This window comes from Vibrio sp. MM46, from assembly GCF_027587135.1.
In the GTDB taxonomy this organism is placed as follows: Bacteria; Pseudomonadota; Gammaproteobacteria; order Enterobacterales; family Vibrionaceae; genus Vibrio; species Vibrio harveyi.
On sequence record NZ_JAPPTO010000001.1, the window covers coordinates 394,899 to 419,195 of the forward strand.

Below are 24,297 nucleotides of genomic sequence, written 5' to 3' on the forward strand. Positions count from 1 at the left end.
TTAATCGAATTTGTTTTTCATAAGCAGAAGCAAGAAGTAGCCGCCGCCGATAAAGTTGATAATAACGCTGATGGTGGTGTCGAAATCGAACAGGTTTTCAACCACCCATTGACCGCCAGACAGCAATACAACTGACAGTACTGAGCTTGCGACAATCAATAAGCGATGTTGGTAACCAGTGAAGATTTGGCGAGTCAGAGCCACGACAATCAAGCCAAAGAACAAGATTGGACCAATCAATGCGGTCGAGATAGACACCATCAAAGTGATGATGAACATGACTTGCATGGTCAGTTTGTGGGTATCCACACCTAGGCTTTTCGCGTTGTCGACGCCAAGCCACATTACGTCCAATCTGTGAGCAATGCGCATTAGGTACGCACCACATAAGAGCATCGGAATCACACACCAGTACACCAACTCACTGTTGATGTTGTTGAAGCTCGCGAACATTGAACTTTGGATGAAGGTGAACTCATCTGGGTCGGTGATCATGGTGAAGAAACCGGTGACACTATTGAACAAACTACTCAACACGATACCAATCAACAAAAGGGTGAAGATATTGCGCTGACGACCACGGAAGTAGAAGCTGAACAAAGTCATCGCACACACAATCATGATGCCAGTCGACAACACGAAGTTGAGCTTGCTGTTGATGACCAAAGCACTTAAACCACCAAACATCACCACAAGCAGCACTTGAATCATCACGTACATGGAATCGAAACCCAGAATCGAAGGGGTGAGGATTCGGTTGTTGGTGATGGTCTGGAAAATCAGTGACGACGACGCAATCGCCATTGCTGCCAAGACAATCGCCAGTACTTTCGGGATGCGGCGTGACAAGAAGAACTGGTAGTTATCTGGCGTTAAGCCCTTGCCGATGAACACCGCACAAATCAAAACCGCCGCGATTGCCAGCAGCGTTACTTTCATAGAATCACGCATTCGATTTGTCTCTAAGAACTAGGTAAATGAAGATTGAGCCCCCCAAGATGCTGATGATCATCGAAATTGGAATCTCGTAAGGGAAGATGATGAGGCGACCGAGGATGTCGCAAGTAAGCACCAAAATCACACCTGCGTATGCGGTCCAAGGCAAGTTACGACGCATGTTGTCACCAATGAACAGTGACACAAGGTTTGGCACGATAAGCCCAAGAAACGGAATCATCCCGACGATCATTACCACCGATGACGACAGTACAGCCACAAGGATCACACCAACCAGAACGATGCGTTGATAGTTCAAACCAATGTTTTTTGCAAAGCTTTCACCCACACTTGCCGCGCTAAAGCGGTTAGCGTAAGCGTAAGCCAGAACCGAGACCGGAAGAGCGAGATATAAGAATTCGTAGTTACCACGCAATACCGAGGCGAAGTTAGCCACAGTCCAAGAACCAAGAGTCTGTACTAGGTCGTACTTGTAGGCAATAAAGGTGGTCATGGATGACACCACGTTGCCATACATGATGCCGATCAGCGGGACGAGTACGGTGTTCTTAAACTTCAAACGTTGCAAGAAGCGCACGAAGATCACCGTACCAATCACAGAAAACGCGAAGATGGTGACCAGGTGAACCCAACTGCTCATGTCTGCAAACAGAATCAGCGCGACAATGTAGCCGAACATCGCCCAATCGACGGTGCCCGTGGTGGATGGGGCTGCAAAGCGGTTTTGCACGATCTGCTGCATGATCAAACCAGCGATACTCAAGCCTGCTCCGGCTAAGACGATGGCAAGCAAGCGGGGTAAGCGACTAACCAGCAAGATGTTCAAACTGTGGCTGTCACCAGCCAAAATCTGCGAGAGTGAAACGTTCGCCACCCCAACCAACAAAGAGGCGAAGGCGAGTACGACGAGCAACAAAAAAGCCAAGATATGATGTAATTTCATGGTGTATTTATAGGGTGATAAAAACAACAATGACCTTTCGCACCGTGAAGCGGGAAAGGTCATCTTTTAGAGTGAGCAGGAACCGAAACTGTCAGTTAGCAATGACTTGGTTCAGCTCTTTAATCATGGTTTGCGTCGATTGGTAGCCACCTGCGGTTAAGTACCAAGCCGCTGGGTCCATATACAGCACGCGGTTGTTTTTCGCTGCTGGTGTCGACTTCACGAGATCGTTGTCGAACAACTGTTTTGCTTTACCACTGCTCTGACCGATGGCTTGTTCACGGTCAAGGATAAGCAGTACCTCAGGTTGCGCATCAGCAATGTATTCGAATGAAATCAGGTTGCCGTGAGTGCGTGGTACCGATTTCACGTTTTCAGAAGTCGAAGTCGCGAAGCCTGCTTCTTCATACACGAATGAGAAACGGCTGTTGGTGCCAAACATTGCCAAGCTGTTACCACTGTTTGAGACCGTCAGTGCGCGTCGTGGTTGTTCTTCTACTTTTGCGTGAAGATGGTCGATTTGCTCTTGAACGTCTTCGATTAACTGCTCAGCTTGTTCTTCTTTGTCGAAGATGTCACCCAGCGTGCGCCAGTGTTCTTGGGTTGTTTTCCAGTAGTCGGTGGTGTCGATACGGAACATGTAAGTTGGCGCGATGTCGCTCAGATCTTTGTAGATATCTGCCATGCGACCTTCTGCGATGATCAGGTCTGGCTTGAGCATAAACAGCGTCTCGAAGTTCACTTCTTTCACGCTACCCGTATTCACAAACGAGTCGATTTGGAATTTTTCTAGTGATTTTGGCAACAGTGTTTTTGGCATGCCGACAGGTGTTACGCCCAAAGCATCAATGTAGTCTAAACTGCCGTAGCCTAGAACAACGACGCGTTGTGGAACGCCATCAATGTCTACTGTGCCCAAGCTGTGTTGGTAGGTTTTAGCCATTGCCTCGATAGGAGCCAATGCAAGCAGCAAAGCTCCCGTTGCTACGCGAAGAGAAGTTTTACCCAACATAATGATTTCCAAAAGGTGCGATGCAATCTCGCATTAGTGCCTTAAAAAACAAATAGTGCTTTAAAAAATAAAGCGCGAGATTAGTCGTAAAGCGGTATAACTAATTTGATTAAAATCAAATAAGAATGATTATTGATTGCAGACACATTAGCAGATAGTCTATATGCAGCAACAGAATTAGCGGAATAGTGAGTATTCAAAAAATGAATTTAGCTCAAGTCGACTTGAACTTATTGTTTATTCTCAAACACCTACTTGAAGAGAAGCATGTTTCCAACACAGCGGTATCGCTCAATATGAGCCAACCATCGGTGAGCCGCTCTTTACAAAAACTCAGAAACTTGTTCAACGATGAGCTGTTAGTACGTACTGCACACGGCTACGAATTGACCCCAAAAGCCGAAGTGATCAAGCAAGATTTGAACACCGTTCTAACCGGGCTAGAAAAGCTGATGTACGGTCAGTCATTTGTACCTGAAAAGAGTAACGGGACGATCCGTTTTTACGGCTTGGTTCCACAGGTAATTTTCTTACTGCCACCGATTGTTTCGCGTATCCGTGAAGAAGCGCCGAACATGATTGTCGATATCGACTCCATCCCGAAGCGCCATTTCGATGCACTGATTGCAGGGGATGTACATTTTGTGCTCTCAACCGCCGAGCCGCCTAGCTCTGAGCAGAATTTGTACCGCATGAAAATTGCCAATCGCGACTACCGATTCCTGATGAGCGAAACCCATCCGCTTGCGCATGTTGAAGAGCTGACGGTAGAGATGCTGCTCGATTGCAATTTCGGTCAAATCTCACTTCAAGGAGGCAAAACGCTGTCGATTTATCATCGTTTTGTCGAGCTTGGTGTGGTGGATAAAAAGCGTCAATTATCGATTCCTGTCCAGCTTTCAAACTTCAATGCTGCACCAGCGATCGCAGAACAAACAGATGTGATTTTTCACTTGCCAACGCCCTTTGCGGAAGACGCTTGTCAGGGCAGAAAATTGATTACTAAAACCGTACCGAAAGCGATTCGAATGGACAGTGAATCGGTCTATTTGTACTGGCATAAGCGCTATCATAACGACCCGATGTGTAATTGGGTTAAGTCATTATTTAAAGAAATATATGGCTCAACTGAGAGTGAATGGTAAAGGAATTCATTATTCACATTTGACATAATCGTAATAACTTCGGCAAATGCTCGGTTGCTTGTCTTCGTTAATTAAAGGCTATTTAATGCGAACCATTATCATTATAAGTTCCATTAAAGTTTATAGGTTTTTACCATGTCGAAGACGACTCCGTTTGCGCCAAAACCATTAGCAGTGGTGATCGGTGCGCTATGTACTTCTTTTTCTGTCTTTGCTGATACAACGCCAATCGAAGCTGATGAGCAGCTTGTTGTAACAGCAACTCGTACCCAGATGGAGCTGAAAGACGCACCAGCTTCTATGTCGGTGATCACCGCTGAAGATATCGAAAACGATCCGGGCATCACGCTGGCAGACATCGTGTCTAATGCAACCAGCGTGGAGTCAGACTTCGACAGCACACGTGCGGGTCGTCAGCAAATTTCTATCCGTGGTATGGATTCTAAGTACACATTGATCATGGTAAATGGTCGTCGCATGAGTTCAGCAAGTGCGATTGTACGTGGTAACGACTTTGATCTTTCTGCGATCCCAATGGATTCAATTGAGCGAGTAGAGATCATCCGTGGTCCTATGTCGGCGCTTTACGGTTCAGACGGCATGGGCGGTACGATTAACATTATCACCAAGTCGCCAGACAACGATTGGAGCTCACAACTTAGCCTAGATAACACGTCGCCGAATGATGGCAATGGCGGTCAAGAATACACCGTAGGTTTGACTACATCTGGCGCTCTGATTGACGACACACTATTTGCTCGTTTTTCGGTTTCTCAAACTAGTCGCAATGCATGGCAGCCGTACACAGGAATTAAGAGCGTGAAAGGTCAAGATTACGACCGTTCAGAAATTACTGCTCTTGAAGGTCGTGACAGTTTGGCGATGTTCGGTACACTTTCTTGGCATTTGGCTGATAACCAATTCATCGATTTAGATCTTGGTTACAGCGATGATGAACGTGATACGGCGGCTGAAAGCGCAACGACTGTGCTTTACTCTGAATCTCGCGTTAAACGTAACAGCCAAGCGTTATCGCACACTGGGTTTTGGTCTTGGGGTGATACGCAAGTTCGTTACTCACGTGAAAACGTAGAGAACATTGAAGCGGCAAACGATGGTGCTGATTCAATTGAAGAGCTGACACAAATCTTTGAGGCGTCAGCAACGACTTATCTAGGTGAAAACCACACAGTAACCTTTGGTGTGGATTACCAAACTAGCCAACTTACGAACCCTGAGCATATTAAGGGCAACAAAGCAGAGGCATACCAAGGTGCCGTATTCGTTCAAGACCAATGGGAAATGACCGATACGTTGACGGCAACGATTGGTGGTCGTTTGGATAAGCACGAACACTACGGTGAAGAGTTCAGTCCGCGTGTGTACCTAGTACATCAAACAACGGATGATTTGGTATTGAAAGGTGGTGTGGGTAAAGCGTTTAAAGCACCAACCATGACGCAAAACCATCCAGACTTCTCGATGAACAGCTGTAAGGGCAACTGTAACATCGTAGGTAACGAAGATCTGGAAGCAGAAACCAGCGTTAACTATGAGTTCTCGGCATTGTACAGCGGTCGTAACTGGAACCTAGAAGGTGCGGTATTCCGTAACGAAATCGAAAACCTGATCGAACAAACGGATATCTTCTGTGAAGTGGGTACATGGTCGAGTGCGGTGATGAGCTGTATCGATGACAATGGTGACCCTATCGATCGTGAGTTGTCTAACCCGTACAAATCTTACCAAAACGTATCAAAAGCGGTAATTCAAGGTGTGGAGCTGACCGGTAGCATTCAGTTTACCGAGCAATGGGCGATGTCAGGTAACTACACTTATCTGGATACTGAAGATAAGTCGACAGGTGAAGAGTTGAACGAGCGTTACAAGCACTCTGCGTTTGCACGATTAAACTGGTACCCAACTCAAGATTTGAACCTGTTTGCTAGCGCGCGCTACCGTGGTGAGCGTAAGATTGATTCAGAGTTAACTCAAGATGCTTACACCACAATGGATCTAGGCACGGTTTATCATGTGAGCGATGCGCTGCGTATTCGTGCGGGTATCACTAACCTGACTGACGAACGTGTATCTAAAGAACTAGAGAACATCGGCTATGTAGAAGCGCCACGTACTTACTACGTTGGTATGACGGCAGACTTCTAAGCTCTGGTGAGACACTGATTCGAACACATGGCGTTGCAGTATACTCTGCAACGCCTTTTTTGCTTTTAGGGATGAATGGGGAAAGGCAATGCTACAAACTTCTTGGTTATTTTGGGCGCTTATGTCAGCTGTGTTCGCAGCGATGACCGCAGTATTGACCAAACTGGGTGTCGCCAATATCAACTCAGACTTGGCGACCTTTATTCGTACCTGCGTCATCCTTGTTTTAGTCGGTTTGATTGCTTACGCGACTAAGCAATTCAGTGCCATAGGTGAGATCTCGACCAAAGGTATGGTGTTTTTGGTGCTGTCGGGCTTAGCAACCGGCGCATCATGGCTGTGTTACTTTCGCGCTATGTCATTGGGGCAAGCTTCTCAAGTTGCACCTATCGACAAGCTGAGTGTGGTGTTAGTTGCGATCTTCAGTGTGGTTTTGCTGGGAGAGAAGCTCAGTATGGTTAACTGGATGGGGATTGGCTTGATCACCGCTGGCGTGATTTTGGTAAGTCTGCAAAGTTCTTAGTTGAAACCTCCAACATGGTTTGAAAATAACAGCGCCTACTTTGTTTAAGTGGGCGTTTTATTTTGATTTTCCAAGTATAAAACTGTCCAACTCATTACCCAACAGAGACACAGCGCGGACGGCGTTGTATATACCCAAGTAACCTCGAGATGCTAGGTTCAGCGAGAATGACTTGGTTTGTAGACGCGGCGACGATTTAAAGATCTAGTCACTCTAAATCAAGAATCGGCAACAAAGTATACAAGCCAAGACAGCTCGCCCTTCGGGAGCGTGTCATTGCCCCGCTTTCTGCGTCAAACAACTTGGAAAGAGCTGGCTATTACGCTGTGTTGTTTTCCTTGAACTCGAATCAATGACAACGCTCTGAATCCTGCATCTTGAAGTCACTTGGGTATATAATTAATTAGGATTGTTGCGTATTTGCTCAAGCTAATGTTGAAAAGCGTGTGATTTACCATCAATGAAAGTGATGGAGTAAAAGTTATCTGTTTTCTTCTCTGTAGCATCTTAGTAAAATCTGCGGGCAACTTGGGAGTATTACATGAGTTATAAACACACCTATTTAGCTTGGCAGGCACACAACGTTAGTGCTGAAGAGAAGCTGGTTCTTCTAAAACTATCGGACATCGCAAGCGCAGATGGACAAGCATCGTTTGTCTTGCGTGATATTACACAAGAGTGTCTGTGCGAAGAGTTCAAGTTAAGTAGCATCTTGTTTGCTTTATCGCAAAAAGGTTTGCTCGCGATGGGGCGAACCACACGCGAAGGCAGTGTAGAGAGGCATTCATGTCAGCTCACATTAGACTCCGATTCTCAATCTGCGCCTCAACCATCGGTACAACAAGCCGCGCCAATGACAGAGAAACCGTCGATCACGACGTTAGAAGGAGCTGGCCTGCCGCAATGGGCAAATAAAACATGTGATTTCTATAAGGTTCCGGCAAGCTATAGAGATGATGTTTGGCGTGAATTTATTCGCCAAAATGGTCGGGGCAATGTCAACATTTCAAGGTTGGAGCGCAATTTTGAAAACTGGCTTGAAGAAAGTAAACGGACTGGGCGTTTAGAAAAACTAACCAGTAACCACCAAGCCGAAGAACCAGCAGCGCCAAATAGTTATCGAAACGTTGAAAGTAGCAGTCGTCTAAATAATGGTTATCTCAACTCCTACGATCTCGATGAAAACACAATTCCAAACTGGGCAGAAAGAGAGCTGCACCACTCTGCTTTAGATATGGATTTACGTGTATTCTGGAAAGAGTTCGTGTTGTACCAAAAAACGCAGGCAAACTTCATTGGTCCTGTTACCCAATTCGTCAACAAGTTAAGATATTCGATTAATTTGAAGAAGCAGTGGATGGAAAAAGATCGCCAAAAACAAGCGAGATATCAACAGCACAGCAGTGCTCGAGATAAGCATGTCAGCCCTTCTGAAGAATTTAGACAATTTTTGAGAGAGCAAGGCAAGAAACCATCCTTCTAATTGACCCAAAGAGATAGAAGCTATGAGCTATTCTAAAAAACCAAAAAAAGTGGACTTTTCGTCATTCGAAAGTCGACTTCGTGAACTTGGTATTGAAGCTAACGTGGATCACTTGAACAAAGATAAAGTATCTACCAGTCAATCTCTTACTGTGAAAAATGAACCTAGCGTAAGCTGGGAGCAGCCCATTGTCTCTGAACCACAACCGACGTTTTCTGAGCAAGCGCTTGTCGTTACTCAAGAAGCGAGCGATCGATGCAATGAGGTGTTTGGTACGCTCTTTAGTATCTATGAATCAACATGGGTGCAAAGCTACGGTAAACGTCCAACAGGTCGCTTTTTAGATTTCGCGGATTCGCTTACAGATAAAGAGTTAGTGCGAATTATCCAGCACTGTCGCGAGCGTCTGCAATCGGGGGACCGATGGCCGCCAATTATGGGTGAATTGGTGGTATTGAAAGATTTACCAACGGAATCTGAGTTGGAGGATGCGTTAAACCGAGTCGTGGCACGCACGCCAAATGACGATATTGAATTGTGGTTAATGCAAAGCAAGTTCTACGAGCTACGTCGACTGCCTGAGCATCTGATTTTAAAGAAATTCCGTGAATACTACCGTCAGGCGATGAAATTGCTTGAGAAAGGAAAGCTCACGACAGCACCTATTGCTTTACCGACTCACTCGGTGAAAAGCATGACGGACTTAAAGCGTGAAGAATACGAACATGAGCACGGTAATAAGCTGCATCCTCGTATTCAAGCTATCTTAGACGCAAAGAAAAATAACGATTAATTTTCCTGCTTTAAAAAACAAAAAGACAAGCTAAGCAAAATTAACTTGTCTTTTTGTTTATCTATCCTTGCTATTGCTCTGAAGGCTGCTCAGTTGCAAAGCCTCGCAAGATATTGGTCAATGTAATTGTCGCGAATACCACAATCACTAACGACAAGTGCCACGCTTGGCTCAAACCGAGCTGCACGAGCGCCATACTGACCAAGGATGACACCACCATTTGACCACCGCCCGACATGGCAGCCGCCGCTCCTGCTTGCTTCTTGTATGGCTGCATAACCATGGCTTGAGCACAAGGTAGAGCGATCGCATTGCCTAAGATCATCAGCAGTTGACCAAGCATCAAATATAGCGGTTCGACTGGGCAAAAGAACAGCCACACTGCGGAGCTTAGGTGCAGGATAGGCGTCGCCAGTAGCATCTTCTTCGTGCCGATGATTGGGCGCACACGGTTACAAATACTGGTGCCGAAAATCATGCCAAATGCAGGAATCAGTGCCCACATCGCGTATTGATCAGATGTCATGCCAATTTGGTTTTGCATGATAAAAGGCATTACCGAAACAGTGGTGATCATCAAGCTGAAGTTAAGCCAACCGATACTGGCAAAGCTCATGAAGTAACGAGAAGTCAGCAGATCACGATATTGCAGCAGCATTTTTTTCGGTGATGGCAGTGGGGAGGTTTGTGTGATGGTCTCTTTAAAGCGCACCAATATAACAATCCAAGCCAGTGAGACGTAACCGAGCAGTGAAATAAACACCATGGTCCAGCCGAAGTGGGCGTTAATGAAGCCACCAATAACGGGGGCAACTAATGGTGTGATAGACGCAGCCATTGCGATGTAGGAAAGGGCGACAGGCAGCTCTGGTCCACTAAAGCGGTCACGGGTGGATGCACGAGCTAATACGGCGCAACAACCTGTTCCCAGACCTTGCAGAAAACGCCCCATCACCATACCAGTGAAGGTATTGCTGAAGAAGATGATCATCAACAGACCGAGCATAGCAATCAACAAGCCGGTAAGTAGGACTTTTTTACGACCTAGTGCATCAGATACTGGGCCGTAGATAAACTGAGAGGGACCGAATCCAAGTAAGTAAACACTTACCAATAGCTGAGCTTGGTCGAGGGAGATATCAAAGTCTTTCGCAATCCAAGGCAATGATGGAAACACCAAGCCCATGCTGAGTTGACCAACGCTGATGATCAAACAAGCTAGCAAGATGGTTTTAAATTCGAATGTTCGAGTCATGACTTTTCACCATCACCGCGGCGACGTAGGCTTCCTTCTTCATCGAACTGATTCAGCTTGGCTTTCACCCGTTTTACCGTCGATAGGCTCACATCACATTGCTCTGCGACACTTTGGAGCGTGTTTCCTTCCAACAATAGCGTCGCGATGTGTTGATGTTTTGCTTTATCTGCCGGACGGCCTCGGAATTTCTGCTTCCACATCTGTGGATTGTCTTTGAGCGCCTTGCGACCTTGTTCCGCGGCAAATAGACGGTGTTGAGTTTGGACTTGCCCATAGCCAGAAAGCAGTGAGATCAAGGTTTGTGTTTGTACCGAACCTGGTTCAAAGGTCAATGGCTCACAAACCGTTTTTAGGGTGACCCCTTGATCAAGTAGAGCTTGTATTGTGTTTAATGCTTGGCTGAAATCGCGCCCAAACGCGGTTAGCCACCAAAGTACGACAGTGTCACCGGATTGAACGGTGTTGATGAGTTGCTGAAAAGCGTGTCGTTCTGCTGGTGGTGTGCAGCCACGTACTTTGTCTTCAAAGTGAACGGCTTTAGGGGCAAAAGTTCGCAGAGTGTTAAGCTGTTCGGGGTAAGCTCGATTCTTTGGTGAGTGGCGCGTATAGAGAAAGGTGTTCATGATCGCGAATTGCCTCGTCTGAATGGCTCATATACTGTAATGGTCCATAAATATACACTGGTTCATTTGTTCTCACAACACCAAATGACCCATATGTAAGGTAATGATTTTTTATCTCTATGATACATAAATGAAAACTAGCCGAAGAAATTGGCTAGTTTTTTGGGAAATGAATGAGTTTGGCGAGTTTATCGCAATAAGAAGTAAGGCGTATTAACGTAAGCATGTCCCGCTGATATCGCATAAGGCAGTACGACTTTGCCAACGGAGACTGCGGTGTTAACCAGTGGTTGAACGTTGATATTGGCATTCATCAAAGTAGGACGAACGTTGGGTGCCAAGCGATAGTGACCGGGCGTTGAAACGCACCCAGAAAGTGTCGATGTAAACAGTAGTGCGATGATGATTGATTTGATGGCTTTCATAGTGGTGACTCTCAAAATGGTATCTTGGCTCTGGTTTTGTTTGTTGGGATGAGCCTTGGTTGAGAGGAAGATTGCCTGAGTCGAGCGAACGGCACCATCAATGCTCAACAAGTCATAGCGCACAAGACTAAAAGTAACACTAGACGTTACTAAGTATTAGTTTTTGCGAGGAGAGTCACTATAAAAGCCCCCTAAATGGGACTTTTCGGACTGTGGAAGTGAACTGTGAACTGTAAAAAAAGCCAGAATGAAACCGCCCATTCTGGCTTGGAGCCAAACGAAGGTGCTCAAAACACAATCTGGAGGCAGATTGCTTACATGGAACGTACGGTCAGTGGACGACGGCGACCAATCTTAGTTAGGGCGAGTTGCCATAGGCTCAAATCTCGTGAGCGAAAGGCGCCAGCACAGCTGAGTAAGTAGTATTTCCACATGCGGTAGAAATCTTCACTGTAATCGCCTTTGATTTGATTCCACGATTGTTGGAAGTTGGAGAACCAGCACATCAGGGTTTTGTCGTAGTCTTCACCGAAATTGTGCACATCTTCGATGTTGAATCGATCTTCCATCGCCTCTGCGAGGTTCTTCATCGATGGAATGACACCATTTGGAAAGATGTATTTCGAGATCCACGGGTCCGATGCGGTAGTGCTGTGGTGTGAACCAATGGTGTGTAGCAAGAACACGCCATCATCTTTCATGAAGCGCTCTGCGCACTCGAAGTATTCCGCGTAGTTCTTCGGTCCCACGTGTTCGATCATACCAATCGACACTAGGCGATCGTATTGCACGGTAGGTTTGAACTCGCGGTAGTCCTTCAAAATGAAGTTCGCGACTACGCCATTTTCTATCGCCAGTTTGCTGCCGAGCTTCTTTTGTTCTTTGGATAGAGTGAGACCATCGCAGATAACGCCGTACTTCTTCGCTGCGTAAATCATAAAGCTTCCCCAACCACAGCCAATATCGAGAATACGCATCCCCGGTTGCAGATCGAGCTTGCGACAAATCAAATCCATCTTGTGCTCTTGCGCCTCATCCAGTGTCGAAGCTCGATTCCAGTATCCGCAGGTGTAAGTCATGCGTGAATCGAGCATCTTTTGGTAAAGCTTATTGCCGATGTCATAATGGTGCGGTACATCGAATTTACAGCGCTCAATGCTCTGCGGGTTAACCCAGCTTTTCAATTTTAGTTTCGCAGCGGAAGAGGCAAACTTGAGTTTTTCAGCCAGCCCCAGTTTGCCTTCAATGTCGTTTAAAAGTACGCGTTCAAAGAACTGATCCAAGCGACTGCAATCCCACATCTTGGACATGTACGCTTCCCCTAAACCCAAGGAGCCTGACTGCATCACAAGCTCATACACTTTTGGGTTAAATACTTGGATATCCCACGGATTCGAGCCGTTAATGGTAATACCTGCCGGGGCTAACGCCTCTCTAAACATTTCTTCTAGTTTGTTCATATTATGCCTATTTCACGTGCATGTTCGCTACGTATTCATCTTCTGCCCAATACATACGTTCGGCGACTTTGGCTTCTGGATTTAGGCTAACGCCATCTAAGACACGCTCTCTAAAACGCAAGTAGCCGCCTTTATCGATCAGATGTCCCATGTGAAGGTAAATCGGCTTACCGCCCAACATCTCTTTTTCAAATTCGAACAGATTGTCGATGACAGGGTGTAGGACGTCTTCCGTTACCCAATTGAGGAACATCTTGCCAACGCGAGGGGTCTTCTTCGAAGTTCGACCGCCCAGTTTGACCATATAGAATTGTTTTGGATCTCGACGCCAAGCCAGTGTCGGACAAGCAAGCACACATTCGCCGCAGCCAATGCATATGCTTTCTTCCTTCACCGCTTTACCGTCTTTGAGTGACAAGCAATCTACTGCGTGGTGCGCACAAGCTTTGACGCAAGCACCACAACCAATACAGCGATGACTTTCGAAATTAATCTTGGCGATACCGAAGATGCCGAAATCTGCCATATTGGCTTTGGCACAATCGTTCGGACAGCCTGCCATGACCATTTTTAAATGGTATTTACTTGGGTAAACGTGACGCTCCATTCGCTGTGCCAAGCCAGTGGTATCGGTATTGGCTTTCTGGCAGATTCGACTGCCCTGACACGCGACGATATTACGCCCACCAATCGACTGATAACCTGCTTGTGTGTCTTCGACATCAATGCCGCACGTATCGACGGTGATGCCTTTGATGAAGGGCTCCAGCGCTTTGTTGACCTCTGGAATATCTTCATAGCGAATACCGGGCATCGCCAGTTTTTGTCGCGTGGTGAGGTGAATAACACCATTGCCCCACTTTTCGGCGATCTCTTGTGCAGCGCCGAGCAGGTAAGCAGGCATAATGCCACCCGGAATGCGTACGCTGATCATGCACTCGCCACGTACTTTCGATAGGCGGTAATCGCCATTGGCGCGCATTTTGATGATATCTACGTCCATCGTCATTGTGATTCCCTCCTAATCGATCATGGTTCTGGCGTGGTCATAACGGAAAACCGGACCATCCAAGCACACGTACTTGTCGCCAATTCGGCAGTGGCCGCATTTACCAACTGAGCAAGCCATTCTGCGTTCGTAGTCGACCCAAATTTGGTCCTCTTGAATGCCTCTGGATAAGAAGTCCTGCACGACGAACTTAATCATGATCGGTGGACCTACTACGATGACGCGGATGTTTTCCTTGTCAGAGAGATCAAGTTTGCTGATGTGTTCGGTAACTAAGCCGCTTTCATAGAAGTGTTCGTCGCCACCGTCATCCAAGGTGGTGATGACGTGATTGGAGTAAGACCAATTCAGCAAGTCGTTCTTGTACAACACGGCATCTTGGTTTTTGAATCCGAGGATCAAAGACATCTTCTTCACATCACTTGGGTTGTTGTGAAAGTAGTTAATCAGCCCTTTAACCGGAGCAACGCCAGTGCCGCCCGCGACCACAATGAGGTGTTTATCTTGGTACTCTTCCATCGGGTAGCCATTGCCCATTGCGCCGCGCATCATCACGCGGTCACTGGCGTTTAATTGGAACAGCTCGCTGGTTACCTTGCCGACATTACGTATCAGCAAGTCGACGTAACCTAAGCCGTAGTCGGAGACGGAAATAGGAGCTTCACCCACAAGGGATAAACCCACTTCGACAAATTGTCCGTAGTGCACCGGAAAGTCACACGCAACGCGAAAGTTCCATTCCAGTTCTGTGTGCTTTTCGATATGAATAATCGGGTAGCTTTGCGGCAGCATTTTGTTTTCACAATCGCACATTAGAGCGCCTCCTCTACAATCGATGTCATCTTGTTGATGATGTTGCTAAATGAGATGTAGTGAGGGCATCGGTCGTCGCAGCGCCCGCATCCGACACACATATGGTGTTCGCCTTGGCGAGACTTAAAGTCGTTGACCTTGTGTAAGGCGCGATAACGTAAGCGCTCTCCAGTTTTATGACGGAAGCTGTGACCGCCTGCCATATCCGAGAAACCATCAATCATGCAACTGGCGTGTTGGCGGCGACGTTCACCCACTTTGGCTTCTTGGTTATAAACCACATCAAACACGTTGAAGCAGGCGCAAGTCGGGCATGAGGAAGTGCAGCGACCGCAACCAATGCAGCGTGAATCGTATTCTGACCACACTGGATGACCGAGTAACACTTCGCGTACTTTAGCCGGATCATCGCAAACCGAATCTGGCGTACGCACTTTGACAGGATTGGACTTGACGAAGCTGACATTGTGCTCAACGTCTTTGCCTTGTGAAAAGTAGGGCGCTAGCTCTGGATCTTTAATAGTGACAATTGCGCCATGCTCACTAAATTGAACTGAAGCCGCAAAGTTGTCAGTTTTATTGGTGCCCATAGAGACACAAAAGCAGTTTTCGAAACTTTCGCTGCATTCAATCAGTACGAGTTTGAGTTTTTGGCGCAGACGTTTGTAGTAGAAGTCTTCGTGACCGCCGTTTTCTAAAAACATGTAATCAAGGCTTTTGAGCGCATTGATGTCACAAGCTCTGAGAAACAGAAACACAGGACGCGCATCGACGCTGGATTCTCGCAACTCGTCGGCGTTAAACCAAAACAGGGTTTCGGTAATTGGGAAGACGATTTCTTTGGGTGAGAAATGGCTTTTCTCTTTCCACTCCAGTTGATCGTAACGTTCGAGTTCTTGGTAATCCAAATTTGGGGTATGGGCAAAACGACCTGCGTATTCTTCATAGACGGGCGCCATCACCTTATAGCTCTGACGTAACGCCTCGATCGCCGAACCCATTTGCTGAGTAGTTAAAAACTTAGGCATTGTTCTATCTCGTTATTTTCAAAAACTAATGAATCGTGCGTTCTAAACAGGGCTCGGCGGTGGACTCAAACCATTCCAGTGACTGTGAAAGGGAAACCACGTCTCCCACCACTATGATTGCTGGCAGTGGTGGTTTTTGCGCTTTGCAGGTTTCATACAGTCCAGCTAAGGTAGTGACGATCTTGTTTTGATTTTCTCGTGTCCCATTGCTGACGATAGCGCAAGGTGTATCTGGCGCGAGACCGTGAGCAATCAGGTTGTCTGCGATCGCTTCTGCTTTGTGTAGCCCCATGTAGAAAATTAGGGTGTGGTCGATGGCGGCAAGTGCGCTCCAATTTGGTTCGCTAGCATCATTACAGTTTCGACCCGTTACCAAGGTGACACCCCTCGAAACTTGTCTATGAGTGACCGGTATCCCCGCGTAAGCACAGCACCCGAGCGCTGCAGTTACACCCGGCACAACTTCATAGTTGATACCTTGTTGAGCTAAATAGGTCGCTTCCTCACCGCCTCGACCAAATACAAACGGGTCGCCCGCTTTTAAGCGACATACCGTAAGACCTGTGATTGCGTAGCCTTTCATCATTTGGTTGATTTCTGCCTGAGTTTGCGAACACTTACCGTAGTGTTTGCCTACGCAGATTTTTAGGGTTTTTCGTGGAATTACATCCAAGACTTCTTCCGAAACCAGATGGTCATAAAGCACAACATCAACGCGATTGAGCAGACGAAATGCTCTAATGGTGAGCAGTGATGCATCGCCTGTGCCCGCCCCAACCAAATAAACCTGACCATAAGATGGATTGGATGCCTTCATTAAAAAATACCCCAAATCAATACAACGAATAGGATGGCGGCAATGAGCCAATAAAACACTTGATGAACGTTGTCGCTAATCCAACCTAGCTCCTCTAACATCTCGTTAGTCAGGTCTAAATTTATTTGCTCTATGTAATCGTCCAGTTCTTTCATTTTCAATTGGCTTCATGCAATCCCCTGATGTATTTAAGGTTATTGGTGAGAGCCGTTAAGTTAAATCAAAGAAAAATAAACACCTGTTCAGAACTGATTAACGAGAGGGTGTTTGGGGGCAGAACTTGAGTCGGTTAAAAGACGGGAAAGAGGAAAGGGGAGTGTCAGTTTTTTTGATTTAACTGACTGTAATAAAAATAAAAAAGCCAGAGCGATGTTTGCTCTGGCTTTGTCGTTTTTGGAAAAGAAAAGCGTTATGCTGCTTTTAGGTGACAGACGCGATTCTTGCCCAATCTTTTTGCTTGATAAAGTGCTTTGTCAGCTTGCTCCACCACGTGATGGTAACTGGTTTCTAATGGTGTAAATCCAACACTTGCCGTAAATCGCACATCGCCACAACCCAAAGTGAGATGGCTTCTTTGCAGCACCGTTAGGAAGTTATCCAGTTGGTGTTTGGCATCGAATTCGTCATTGGCTTGGAACACGATTGCAAACTCTTCACCACCATAGCGCGCTAAACAAATCCCTTTTGGTTTAGGGAAACAGTCGCGCATCACTTCAGCTGTTTTTTGGATGACCAAATCGCCCACTGGATGACCGAATTTATCGTTGATGTATTTGAAGTTATCAATATCGACCATCGCGATAAAACGGTTCTCTGAATGAAGCTCTCTCGACACTTTTGCAGCTAAACACGCTTTATTTTCGAGTTGCGTCATTGGATCTTGATGGCGTAAACGGTCATGCAATTTGAGGTTTGCCAACGCCACTTGGGCGTAGTTCTGAATCAAACTGAGCACGCATTTGTAGGTTGGGAATCGGCAACTGACGTAAGTCACCCCAAGCAGTTCTCGTCCATCAAACAACGGAATGCAGTAGTGATTACTGTTGATCTTGAGCTTTTTCGTCAACTCGTCGCCGTACTTCTTGTTGCGGTAAGTCAACGCACTATGAGAAAAACGCGCCGCGAGTTCGGCATCGGTTAAGACGAGCTTTTTGTTACCGTGATAATCGAGGGTGTAAAAGCTGTAATTCAAGCTGTCGTATAAACAGAACTGTATACCTCGGTGATAGCAGAAACGATCCAAAACATGCTTGAGTTGGGTTTTGAACTCATCAACGCTCTCAGTGCCATTTAGGCGTGCGAGTGACAAATGCAGTTGGTAAGTGAGGTAATTGATACCAATCGCTAGAGCTAACAAAGAAGCAATGACACCTGCAGTAAGAGTAAATGGATAACTGTTGTTGAGGATGTCGGCGCGGTCTGTGCCCGCCACAAACACCCAGTTTAATCCGTTGTCTGCGTCGAAGACCGAAATCTTAAAGTTATCTTGGTAATAGTATTCATGTTTACCAAACAACAATCCTGCGGCTACTTTCTCGCTAATGCCACCGTGATAACTGACAGAGTTATCGCCAATTCGGCTTGGATCAGGATGGAACACTAAGCGTTCGGTGTCTCTGTCTACGACAAACACATAGCCTTTATTCAAAGTTTTAAGACCGCGTAGCTGCTGAGTAGTATGGAGGAGATCGAACTCTAACCAAAGTTGGTATTTGAGGTCTGGGTTGTCATGTTTGATGGCAAATACCCAGCGTTGTTGCGGGTTTTGGTATAGCGAAGAGATGGAAAATTTATCACTGACGGTATTCAGCTTATGCCATAAGATCTTGCTGATATCCGCTTGTTTTACCTGACCAGAAAGACCATAGGCAATGTTACTATCTGTCGTGGTGTAGAGAATGTTGGAGTACTGTGGTGAGTAATCGATGATGCCTTGGCTTAGCTCACGAAAGTCAGGATCATTAAGGTCTTGCTTGCTTGTCTTTAGTGCGGTTTCTAGTAGATAGAATTTGCTGAAAGCCGCTTCGATTTGGGAGTGGATCAGCCGCTCGGCGGTGATGATATTGGTTTGAGATTGCCGATAAACCATCGACTCAGAATCAACTAACTGAGCATAAGCCAGATAGACCATAAATCCTGCGAGAAGTAGCAGGTAAGGCCGCAGAATACGGATTAAGAATTTAGGTAAAGCCATGGTGCCAAATTACGTTGTAGATATTATAAATGTGATTTGGCTAACGATATTAGATTAGTTTCATTATCGCATCAATGCGTATGGTGTGTTCTTTGACCTGATTGATGGATATCTGCTCGAAACGTCCATAAAACAAACCCAGCATGCAGCTGGGTTTGTAAGAACTTATAGGATTGGACGGCGAATCCGTTAGGCTTCTTGCTTTGGGTTATAGTGCAAAATTGCCATCGAAGTTGGAGACAACAAGACTTCTCCTTCCGCATGTCCTGGGTTTAGGTTACGTACGTTGGTATCGCACACCGTCACCCATTCTTGACCACGCTCACTTGGCAGCTTGAAGCGCGCTGGTGCATTGGTTTGGTTGATCAAGTAAACCAATTCTTGCCCTTCTTTACCAATGCCTAAATGCAGCGCTACTGAGCTTAAACGGTTCCAATCGTCATGTTCCATCAAGCTGCCATCAATACGACGCCAGAAGATGCGGTTGTTATTACGATTTTCACCACTAAAAGCGCGAATGAATGGCACCATGTATTGATTACGGTTTGCCACCATTTGTGAAATCCATGCTTTGAAATCTTGCTTGCGCTCAGATGTTGCCCAGTTCAACCAGCTAGTTTCGTTATCCTGACAGTAGGCGTTGTTGTTGCCACCCTGCGTATGGGATAGCACATCTGCAGTCAGGATATGAGGAATACCGAACGCGAACAGCAAGCTAGCAATCAGGTTGCGTTTTTGCTTTTCGCGTGTGGCGATGATCATTAGGTTTTCGGTTTCACCTTCAACGCCATAGTTTTCCGAGCGGTTATCACCATGACCGTCACGGTTCTCTTCGCCGTTGGCTTCGTTATGTTTTTGCTTGTAAGACACGAGATCTTGCAAGGTAAAGCCGTCGTGATATGTGATGTAGTTGACTGTGAGTTTGTAAGGCCAGTTCGCTGCGCTGTAGATATCACGAGAGCCCATCAAGCGCGTCGCAAACTCTTTTAGGTAACCTTGATCGCCGCGCCAGAAGCTGCGGGAGATGTCTCGTAGTTTGTCGTTACACTCGTTCCAACCAAATGGGAAGTTACCCACTTGGTAGCCATTAGGACCGATGTCCCAAGGTTCTGCAATCAGCTTTGTCTCGCGAAGAACTGGGTCTTGCGCGACCGCTTTAAAGAATGCCGCTTCAGGGTTGTAATCGTCCCCTTGGCGACCGAGTGTTGCTGCCAAGTCAAAACGGAAACCATCAACTTTAAATTCGCTCACCCAGTAACGCAGCGTATCCATAACGAGGTTAAGTGCTGGCTGATAAGTCAGGTCCACCGTGTTGCCACAACCAGTGAAGTTCGCATAGTGAGGACCATGCTTGATGTAACAGCGAGGATCGAGTGCTTTTAGGTTGAAGATAGTCGGACCTTCACCGCCTTCCGCCGTGTGGTTGTAAACGACATCAAGAATCACTTCGATGCCGTGCTTGTGCAGCTCTCGAATGGTAGTTTTGAGTTCTGTGACGGCATCTTTTTCGGCATAACGAGGATCTGGCACCATTAAAAGGTAAGGGTTGTAACCCCAATAGTTCACCTTATCCATCTTAAGTAAATGCGGCTCGTGCATACACGCAGCAACAGGTAGCAATTGCAACGTATTGATGTTTTGTTGTTTGTAAAACGCCAACATCTCAGGTGACGATAAACCTAGGTAACGTCCTCTGTCATCGCTTGGGACCTCTGGGTGTTGTTGAGTTAACCCTTTTACGTGGGTTTCAAATAACACCATCTCTTCTCTTGGTATGCGAGGGTGATCGGTGTCTTGCCAATCGAAGTGATCCTCGATAACGACACATTTAGGCATATCAAAGCTCTTTGCAGGAGAGAAAGGAGGTTGGTAGTGGAGGGCTTTATCAATCGACTTTGCGTAAGGATCAGAAATCAGCAAAGGTTGGTCTTGATGCGTCACCACATAGCCATACTTCTGCCCAGATTTAATGTCTGGAATAAAAGTATGACGAATACCTGCATATTCATTTGGTAAGTCGTGCAGTGCATAGCTGCCGTCTTCTGCAAAGAGCGCAAGTTGAATGTCTTTACTGCTTGGCGCATGAATAGCGAAGTTACAACCTTCTTTATTTAGGGTTGCACCAAGTGGGTAGGGGCGAGAGTGAAGTCGTGTCATCAGAGATACTTTTTTTAATATTTATTGCTACCTTTAAGAAACTATAAGTAAAAAACTTTGTCTTACTTAGGTCAACCACCTTAGAACGAAAATTATCACTGTAATTAAATTACTTTCTACGTCCTATTTTTGACGAAAATATGAAATGGCTATCACTTTGTAGCCACTATAAACCGAAGAAACTTACTAATTCCTCCCTAGATTGGTGATCTGACTCGAAAAAACACCATTCGGTAATTTTTCTCATCCTTTCTCATCCCCCCTAAATTAGTTTGGGGTGGAGGACGTCATCCTTGTACGCCTTGGGTAATCTTAAGACTGTTGAAACAAACGGGGACTTGTTCCCATCTTACCTCTCTTTCTTTAGGTGCATTTTTACTGCCTATATTCACCTAAAAGAGTGAGCAGGGAAGACAGAATTATAAATACCCTTAATGGAGTTAAGAATGAAAAAAGTAAGTGTAATTGCTGCTGCTGTTGCTGCAACTTTAGCTGCTGGTTCTGCTTTCGCAGTGGATTTCCACGGTTACATGCGTGCTGGTGTTGGTGTGAGCGCTGATGGTGGCCAACAAGTAACATTTGAGAAGAACAAAATCGGTCGTCTAGGTAACGAAGGCGATGTATACGGTGAAGTTCAACTAGGTAAAGAAGTTTACAACAACAACGGTAAAACGTTCTACGTTGACTCAATGTTCGCAATGACTTCTAACGGTTCAAACGACTGGGAAAGCACTTCGGCTAACTGTGGTCTAAATGCTAAGGGCGACAAAGTAGAGTGTGTTGACGATGCACAATTTGCTCTACGTCAGTTCAACGTTCAAGCTAAAGGCGTTCTAGACTTCGCTCCAGAAGCAACGCTATGGGCTGGTAAACGTTACTACCAACGTCACGATATCCATATCTCTGACTTCTACTACTGGAACATTTCTGGTGCCGGTGCTGGTATCGAAAACATCGAAGCGGGTCCAGGTAAACTATCTCTAGCATGGGTACGTAACGACCGTAGTGACATCTCTGATCCTGGCAATGATGGTAAAGCTGGAAACGTAAACACACTTGATGCACGTTACGCAGGCCTTCAACTATGGAACAATGCTTCCCTAGAGCTAGGTCTTAACTACGCACTAGTTAACGAAACTGACGCTGCGCCAAACAGCACTAAAGATGCGAAAGATGGCGTAATGTTCACAGCTGAATTGACTCAAGGTCTAGATTCAGGCTTCAACAAAACTGTAGTTCAGTACGGTACTGAAGGTTACTCTAAAACAATGGCGTTTTACGGTGATGGTAGCTGGTACGGTGCAGAAGCGAAAGATGGCGCATCTGGTTACCGCCTAATCAACTGGGGTGTAATCGGCATGGGTGACAGCTGGGAAATGGGTCACCAGTTAGTATACGGTGTTGGTGAAGACATGTGGGATGGCATGAACAAACGTGAAGGTTTTTCTGCTGTAATCCGTCCTATGTACAAATGGGACGATAACCACAAAACTATCTTTGAAGCGGGTTATGCAATCGACAAGCAAGACGGTAAAGAGGATTCTTTCGGTAAGTTCACAGTTGCTCAAGCATGGTCTGCTGGCTCTAGCTTCTGGGCTCGTCCTGAAATCCGCCTATACGCTTCTTACCTAACTGGTGAGCAAGAAATTAACAGCACAGATAAGTTCTTTGATAACAAACAAGCTGACGATACATTCCAGTTTGGTGTACAAGCGGAAGCTTGGTGGTAATCATCTAACCATTAAGTCCTAAATTGTCCTAGAATGATACAGCCAGAACCTATCTGGCTGTATTTATTTCAAAAACAATAACGAGTCGAGGTAGACGGTAATGAAAAAATGGCTTGCTCCCGTGCTGTTGGGAATGTTGGCTACGGGTTGTTCTTCTGTAGAACAAGTAGACATGAGCCCGAAAGGTCAGCAACAAGTGATCACGCAGTCGGGTGATATTCAATGGGTACCAATTGATGTACCTGCGGTTACTGAGTTCGCTTTGACTGATAAAAGCCAAATGCTATTAGATGGTAATAGCGCAGGCGCAATTGCAGCGTTCGCTCTACCGGGTAATCGCGGCAGTCTCGATATCAAACTAGAGACATTCGTAAACAAGAACCTAGAGTTCTATGCACCAAACGTCGTTGTAATGAATGCGGCGGGTGAACCTATTTACCAAGCAGATTTTTCAAAGTTTGAGTACGTGCCAGCAAAACTACTGGATAACGATAAGTTCGTACTTGAAATGAATGTAATTCCAGACATGACAGGTAACGATTTGCATGTGTTGGTTTACACCACTTCCGATGATCTAAAAGGAAGTTCAGAAGTTCTTCACCCTGCAAAAGCCTTCGCACTGGCAAATCACACTCAGCCGCCAGATATTGCAGATCCTCAAGCGAAACACAGCCCACTTGGTCAGTTCCGCTTCTCAGTATCCGCGAACGATATCGTGAATACTAAAATTGTCGCGAAAAACGACAATATCCCACAAGGTACGGATTTAACCAGCTACTACCACAGCTCGATTAAAGCAGCGGTCGCGGCTAATGATATTCCGAAAGCACTAACACTGCTTGATGAAGCGAAAGAATTGGGCATCGAAGGTGCACAAGAAGTATTTGTGAAAGCAGTAAATACAAAATAATTTAAAAAAGGTCAGCGATATGCTGACCTTTTTTATTACTCTATTTGAGTGTTTAAAACTCACCCCTACATATAGTTAGCTTATTCACAAATTTATTTGTTTTACTTTGTTTTTTATATTTAACAGATCAATAATTAAATTGTGTTCCTAACCTTACTCGTCATCGATTAGGAAATAATTAAACCTATCAAAGTAATCTGGCTCAGCAAGATATAGAATAATATTCTTTATCGGTGGTTCGATATTTTGTTCTTTTTAAATATTAAACTTTTACCAACTTGGTGAGTTTTTATTTACTTTGGAATATTAAAAAGGAATTAACGTGAAAATGAACATGATGAAAACATCACTTGCTGCTGCCTTACTTGTTGCTCTTGCTGGTTGTCAATCAACGGCAGAACCAGAAGCGGTGGCTGAGCCTATTGTTAATCTATCTCAAGATGAAGTCGTCGCTTTTATGGCGGCTTGTGATAACCCAGATAGTACGGCGAAAGGTCCAATTTCTAAGCCACTGTTTGTTGTTGGTACGTTTGCTGATTCAGATTGGAAGCATGTACCTCAACGCCAATACACTTATAAAGGTAACAACTTCTACCAAGTTGTGACGCAAGAAAAAGTAGGCTCTTACAAAATGCAGTACGCGACAGAGTTGTGGTTCCCACAATTTACTGCGAAAGGCAATCGAATGAACGTGGGTGAATTAACACCACTGACTTTCGGTGGCTACGGAACGGATACAGCGGTTGAAATTAAAGAAGATGGTAAATATGTTTGGAGTCTTCAATTTGAAGGCGAAGGCAAACCACTTCATGTAATGGTTAATAAGTGCCAATAATATTCCATTTCGTTAT

22 protein-coding genes are annotated in these 24,297 nt (G+C 45.7%); 8 read left to right on the forward strand and 14 right to left on the reverse strand.

Annotation, left to right across the window (positions count from 1 at the left end; translation table 11 throughout):
- From OH459_RS01780 to OH459_RS01790, 3 genes are all read right to left on the reverse strand, one after another.
- Complete coding sequence (locus OH459_RS01780; RefSeq protein WP_038882146.1) at positions 1-951, reverse strand: iron chelate uptake ABC transporter family permease subunit; 951 nt, start codon at positions 949-951, stop codon at positions 1-3.
- Positions 944-1,900 carry an ABC transporter permease gene (locus OH459_RS01785; protein ID WP_050922456.1) on the reverse strand — a complete coding sequence of 319 codons (957 nt, stop codon included), beginning with the start codon at positions 1,898-1,900 and terminating at the stop codon, positions 944-946. Before OH459_RS01785 ends, OH459_RS01780 begins: the two co-directional genes overlap by 8 nt.
- 91 nt (positions 1,901-1,991) lie before the next feature.
- Positions 1,992-2,912 carry a siderophore ABC transporter substrate-binding protein gene (locus tag OH459_RS01790; RefSeq protein WP_269984884.1) on the reverse strand — a complete coding sequence of 307 codons (921 nt, stop codon included), beginning with the start codon at positions 2,910-2,912 and terminating at the stop codon, positions 1,992-1,994.
- Positions 2,913-3,115: 203 nt separating this feature from the next.
- Between OH459_RS01790 and OH459_RS01795 the strand changes: the two genes are divergently transcribed.
- From OH459_RS01795 to OH459_RS01815, 5 genes are all read left to right on the forward strand, one after another.
- Entirely contained in the window at positions 3,116-4,057 is a 942-nt protein-coding gene (locus OH459_RS01795) for a LysR family transcriptional regulator (RefSeq protein WP_005429183.1), read from the forward strand.
- Between the two features lie 135 nt (positions 4,058-4,192).
- The gene (locus OH459_RS01800) at positions 4,193-6,223 is read left to right on the forward strand and encodes a TonB-dependent receptor domain-containing protein (protein ID WP_269984889.1); all 2,031 of its coding nucleotides are present in this window, start codon (positions 4,193-4,195) and stop codon (positions 6,221-6,223) included.
- Between the two features lie 88 nt (positions 6,224-6,311).
- The gene (locus OH459_RS01805; RefSeq protein WP_005449610.1) at positions 6,312-6,746 is read left to right on the forward strand and encodes an EamA family transporter; all 435 of its coding nucleotides are present in this window, start codon (positions 6,312-6,314) and stop codon (positions 6,744-6,746) included.
- Between the two features lie 541 nt (positions 6,747-7,287).
- Complete coding sequence (locus OH459_RS01810) at positions 7,288-8,229, forward strand: hypothetical protein (RefSeq protein WP_017189872.1); 942 nt, start codon at positions 7,288-7,290, stop codon at positions 8,227-8,229.
- A 22-nt stretch (positions 8,230-8,251) separates the two neighbouring features.
- Positions 8,252-9,022, forward strand: a complete 771-nt coding sequence (locus tag OH459_RS01815; protein WP_017189873.1) for a hypothetical protein — start codon at positions 8,252-8,254, stop codon at positions 9,020-9,022.
- 70 nt (positions 9,023-9,092) lie between these two features.
- Here OH459_RS01815 and OH459_RS01820 read toward each other — a convergent pair whose 3' ends face one another.
- The 11 genes from OH459_RS01820 to glgX form a co-directional block, all read right to left on the reverse strand.
- Complete coding sequence (locus tag OH459_RS01820; protein ID WP_269984893.1) at positions 9,093-10,277, reverse strand: multidrug effflux MFS transporter; 1,185 nt, start codon at positions 10,275-10,277, stop codon at positions 9,093-9,095.
- Positions 10,274-10,903, reverse strand: a complete 630-nt coding sequence (locus OH459_RS01825) for a recombinase family protein (RefSeq protein WP_188014408.1) — start codon at positions 10,901-10,903, stop codon at positions 10,274-10,276. Before OH459_RS01825 ends, OH459_RS01820 begins: the two co-directional genes overlap by 4 nt.
- A gap of 188 nt (positions 10,904-11,091) precedes the next feature.
- The gene (locus tag OH459_RS01830; protein WP_005449600.1) at positions 11,092-11,328 is read right to left on the reverse strand and encodes a hypothetical protein; all 237 of its coding nucleotides are present in this window, start codon (positions 11,326-11,328) and stop codon (positions 11,092-11,094) included.
- Positions 11,329-11,642: 314 nt separating this feature from the next.
- On the reverse strand, positions 11,643-12,788 hold the full coding sequence (gene cfa, locus OH459_RS01835; protein WP_045485803.1) for a cyclopropane fatty acyl phospholipid synthase: 1,146 nt from the start codon (positions 12,786-12,788) through the stop codon (positions 11,643-11,645).
- Positions 12,789-12,795: 7 nt separating this feature from the next.
- Positions 12,796-13,797, reverse strand: coding sequence for a sulfite reductase subunit C (asrC, locus tag OH459_RS01840; RefSeq protein ID WP_269984898.1), 1,002 nt, complete (start codon positions 13,795-13,797; stop codon positions 12,796-12,798).
- A gap of 12 nt (positions 13,798-13,809) precedes the next feature.
- Positions 13,810-14,610, reverse strand: coding sequence for an anaerobic sulfite reductase subunit AsrB (asrB, locus tag OH459_RS01845; protein WP_005449587.1), 801 nt, complete (start codon positions 14,608-14,610; stop codon positions 13,810-13,812).
- Complete coding sequence (asrA, locus tag OH459_RS01850; RefSeq protein WP_069217899.1) at positions 14,610-15,638, reverse strand: anaerobic sulfite reductase subunit AsrA; 1,029 nt, start codon at positions 15,636-15,638, stop codon at positions 14,610-14,612. The genes asrB and asrA overlap by 1 nt, the downstream gene beginning before the upstream one ends.
- Positions 15,639-15,663: 25 nt before the next feature.
- Positions 15,664-16,455 carry a uroporphyrinogen-III C-methyltransferase gene (gene cobA, locus OH459_RS01855; RefSeq protein WP_269984903.1) on the reverse strand — a complete coding sequence of 264 codons (792 nt, stop codon included), beginning with the start codon at positions 16,453-16,455 and terminating at the stop codon, positions 15,664-15,666.
- The gene (locus OH459_RS01860) at positions 16,455-16,610 is read right to left on the reverse strand and encodes a hypothetical protein (protein ID WP_009695888.1); all 156 of its coding nucleotides are present in this window, start codon (positions 16,608-16,610) and stop codon (positions 16,455-16,457) included. The genes cobA and OH459_RS01860 overlap by 1 nt, the downstream gene beginning before the upstream one ends.
- Before the next feature lie 254 nt (positions 16,611-16,864).
- Positions 16,865-18,586 carry a sensor domain-containing diguanylate cyclase gene (locus OH459_RS01865; protein WP_080994678.1) on the reverse strand — a complete coding sequence of 574 codons (1,722 nt, stop codon included), beginning with the start codon at positions 18,584-18,586 and terminating at the stop codon, positions 16,865-16,867.
- 252 nt (positions 18,587-18,838) lie between these two features.
- Positions 18,839-20,806 (reverse strand): glycogen debranching protein GlgX, encoded by a 1,968-nt coding sequence (glgX, locus tag OH459_RS01870; RefSeq protein ID WP_269984906.1) that lies wholly within the window; start codon positions 20,804-20,806, stop codon positions 18,839-18,841.
- 446 nt (positions 20,807-21,252) lie between these two features.
- On the opposite strand from glgX, the gene OH459_RS01875 reads away from it, so the two are divergent.
- The 3 genes from OH459_RS01875 (at position 21,253) to OH459_RS01885 (ending at position 24,281) form a co-directional block, all read left to right on the forward strand.
- Entirely contained in the window at positions 21,253-22,536 is a 1,284-nt protein-coding gene (locus OH459_RS01875; protein WP_029788721.1) for a maltoporin, read from the forward strand.
- Positions 22,537-22,636: 100 nt separating this feature from the next.
- A complete protein-coding gene (locus OH459_RS01880; RefSeq protein WP_005449574.1) occupies positions 22,637-23,446 on the forward strand; it encodes a MalM family protein in 810 nt (269 codons plus the stop codon).
- A 328-nt stretch (positions 23,447-23,774) separates the two neighbouring features.
- Positions 23,775-24,281, forward strand: a complete 507-nt coding sequence (locus tag OH459_RS01885) for a hypothetical protein (RefSeq protein WP_047514782.1) — start codon at positions 23,775-23,777, stop codon at positions 24,279-24,281.
- The last annotated feature ends 16 nt before the right edge of the window (positions 24,282-24,297 follow it).

Excerpts from the sequence above, each read along its gene's own strand:
- OH459_RS01810 (WP_017189872.1), top strand. The coding sequence starts at position 7,288 with ATGAGTTATAAACACACCTATTTAGCTTGGCAGGCACACAACGTTAGT.
- asrB (WP_005449587.1), bottom strand. The coding sequence starts at position 14,610 with ATGTGCGATTGTGAAAACAAAATGCTGCCGCAAAGCTACCCGATTATT.
- OH459_RS01880 (WP_005449574.1), top strand. The coding sequence starts at position 22,637 with ATGAAAAAATGGCTTGCTCCCGTGCTGTTGGGAATGTTGGCTACGGGT.
- OH459_RS01785 (WP_050922456.1), bottom strand. The coding sequence starts at position 1,900 with ATGAAATTACATCATATCTTGGCTTTTTTGTTGCTCGTCGTACTCGCC.
- OH459_RS01805 (WP_005449610.1), top strand. The coding sequence starts at position 6,312 with ATGCTACAAACTTCTTGGTTATTTTGGGCGCTTATGTCAGCTGTGTTC.
- OH459_RS01790 (WP_269984884.1), bottom strand. The coding sequence starts at position 2,912 with ATGTTGGGTAAAACTTCTCTTCGCGTAGCAACGGGAGCTTTGCTGCTT.
- cfa (WP_045485803.1), bottom strand. The coding sequence starts at position 12,788 with ATGAACAAACTAGAAGAAATGTTTAGAGAGGCGTTAGCCCCGGCAGGT.
- OH459_RS01860 (WP_009695888.1), bottom strand. The coding sequence starts at position 16,610 with ATGAAAGAACTGGACGATTACATAGAGCAAATAAATTTAGACCTGACT.
- OH459_RS01815 (WP_017189873.1), top strand. The coding sequence starts at position 8,252 with ATGAGCTATTCTAAAAAACCAAAAAAAGTGGACTTTTCGTCATTCGAA.
- OH459_RS01865 (WP_080994678.1), bottom strand. The coding sequence starts at position 18,586 with ATGGTCTATCTGGCTTATGCTCAGTTAGTTGATTCTGAGTCGATGGTT.
- OH459_RS01800 (WP_269984889.1), top strand. The coding sequence starts at position 4,193 with ATGTCGAAGACGACTCCGTTTGCGCCAAAACCATTAGCAGTGGTGATC.
- asrC (WP_269984898.1), bottom strand. The coding sequence starts at position 13,797 with ATGACGATGGACGTAGATATCATCAAAATGCGCGCCAATGGCGATTAC.
- cobA (WP_269984903.1), bottom strand. The coding sequence starts at position 16,455 with ATGAAGGCATCCAATCCATCTTATGGTCAGGTTTATTTGGTTGGGGCG.
- OH459_RS01830 (WP_005449600.1), bottom strand. The coding sequence starts at position 11,328 with ATGAAAGCCATCAAATCAATCATCATCGCACTACTGTTTACATCGACA.
- glgX (WP_269984906.1), bottom strand. The coding sequence starts at position 20,806 with ATGACACGACTTCACTCTCGCCCCTACCCACTTGGTGCAACCCTAAAT.
- OH459_RS01825 (WP_188014408.1), bottom strand. The coding sequence starts at position 10,903 with ATGAACACCTTTCTCTATACGCGCCACTCACCAAAGAATCGAGCTTAC.
- OH459_RS01885 (WP_047514782.1), top strand. The coding sequence starts at position 23,775 with ATGAACATGATGAAAACATCACTTGCTGCTGCCTTACTTGTTGCTCTT.
- OH459_RS01780 (WP_038882146.1), bottom strand. The coding sequence starts at position 951 with ATGCGTGATTCTATGAAAGTAACGCTGCTGGCAATCGCGGCGGTTTTG.
- OH459_RS01875 (WP_029788721.1), top strand. The coding sequence starts at position 21,253 with ATGAAAAAAGTAAGTGTAATTGCTGCTGCTGTTGCTGCAACTTTAGCT.
- asrA (WP_069217899.1), bottom strand. The coding sequence starts at position 15,638 with ATGCCTAAGTTTTTAACTACTCAGCAAATGGGTTCGGCGATCGAGGCG.
- OH459_RS01820 (WP_269984893.1), bottom strand. The coding sequence starts at position 10,277 with ATGACTCGAACATTCGAATTTAAAACCATCTTGCTAGCTTGTTTGATC.
- OH459_RS01795 (WP_005429183.1), top strand. The coding sequence starts at position 3,116 with ATGAATTTAGCTCAAGTCGACTTGAACTTATTGTTTATTCTCAAACAC.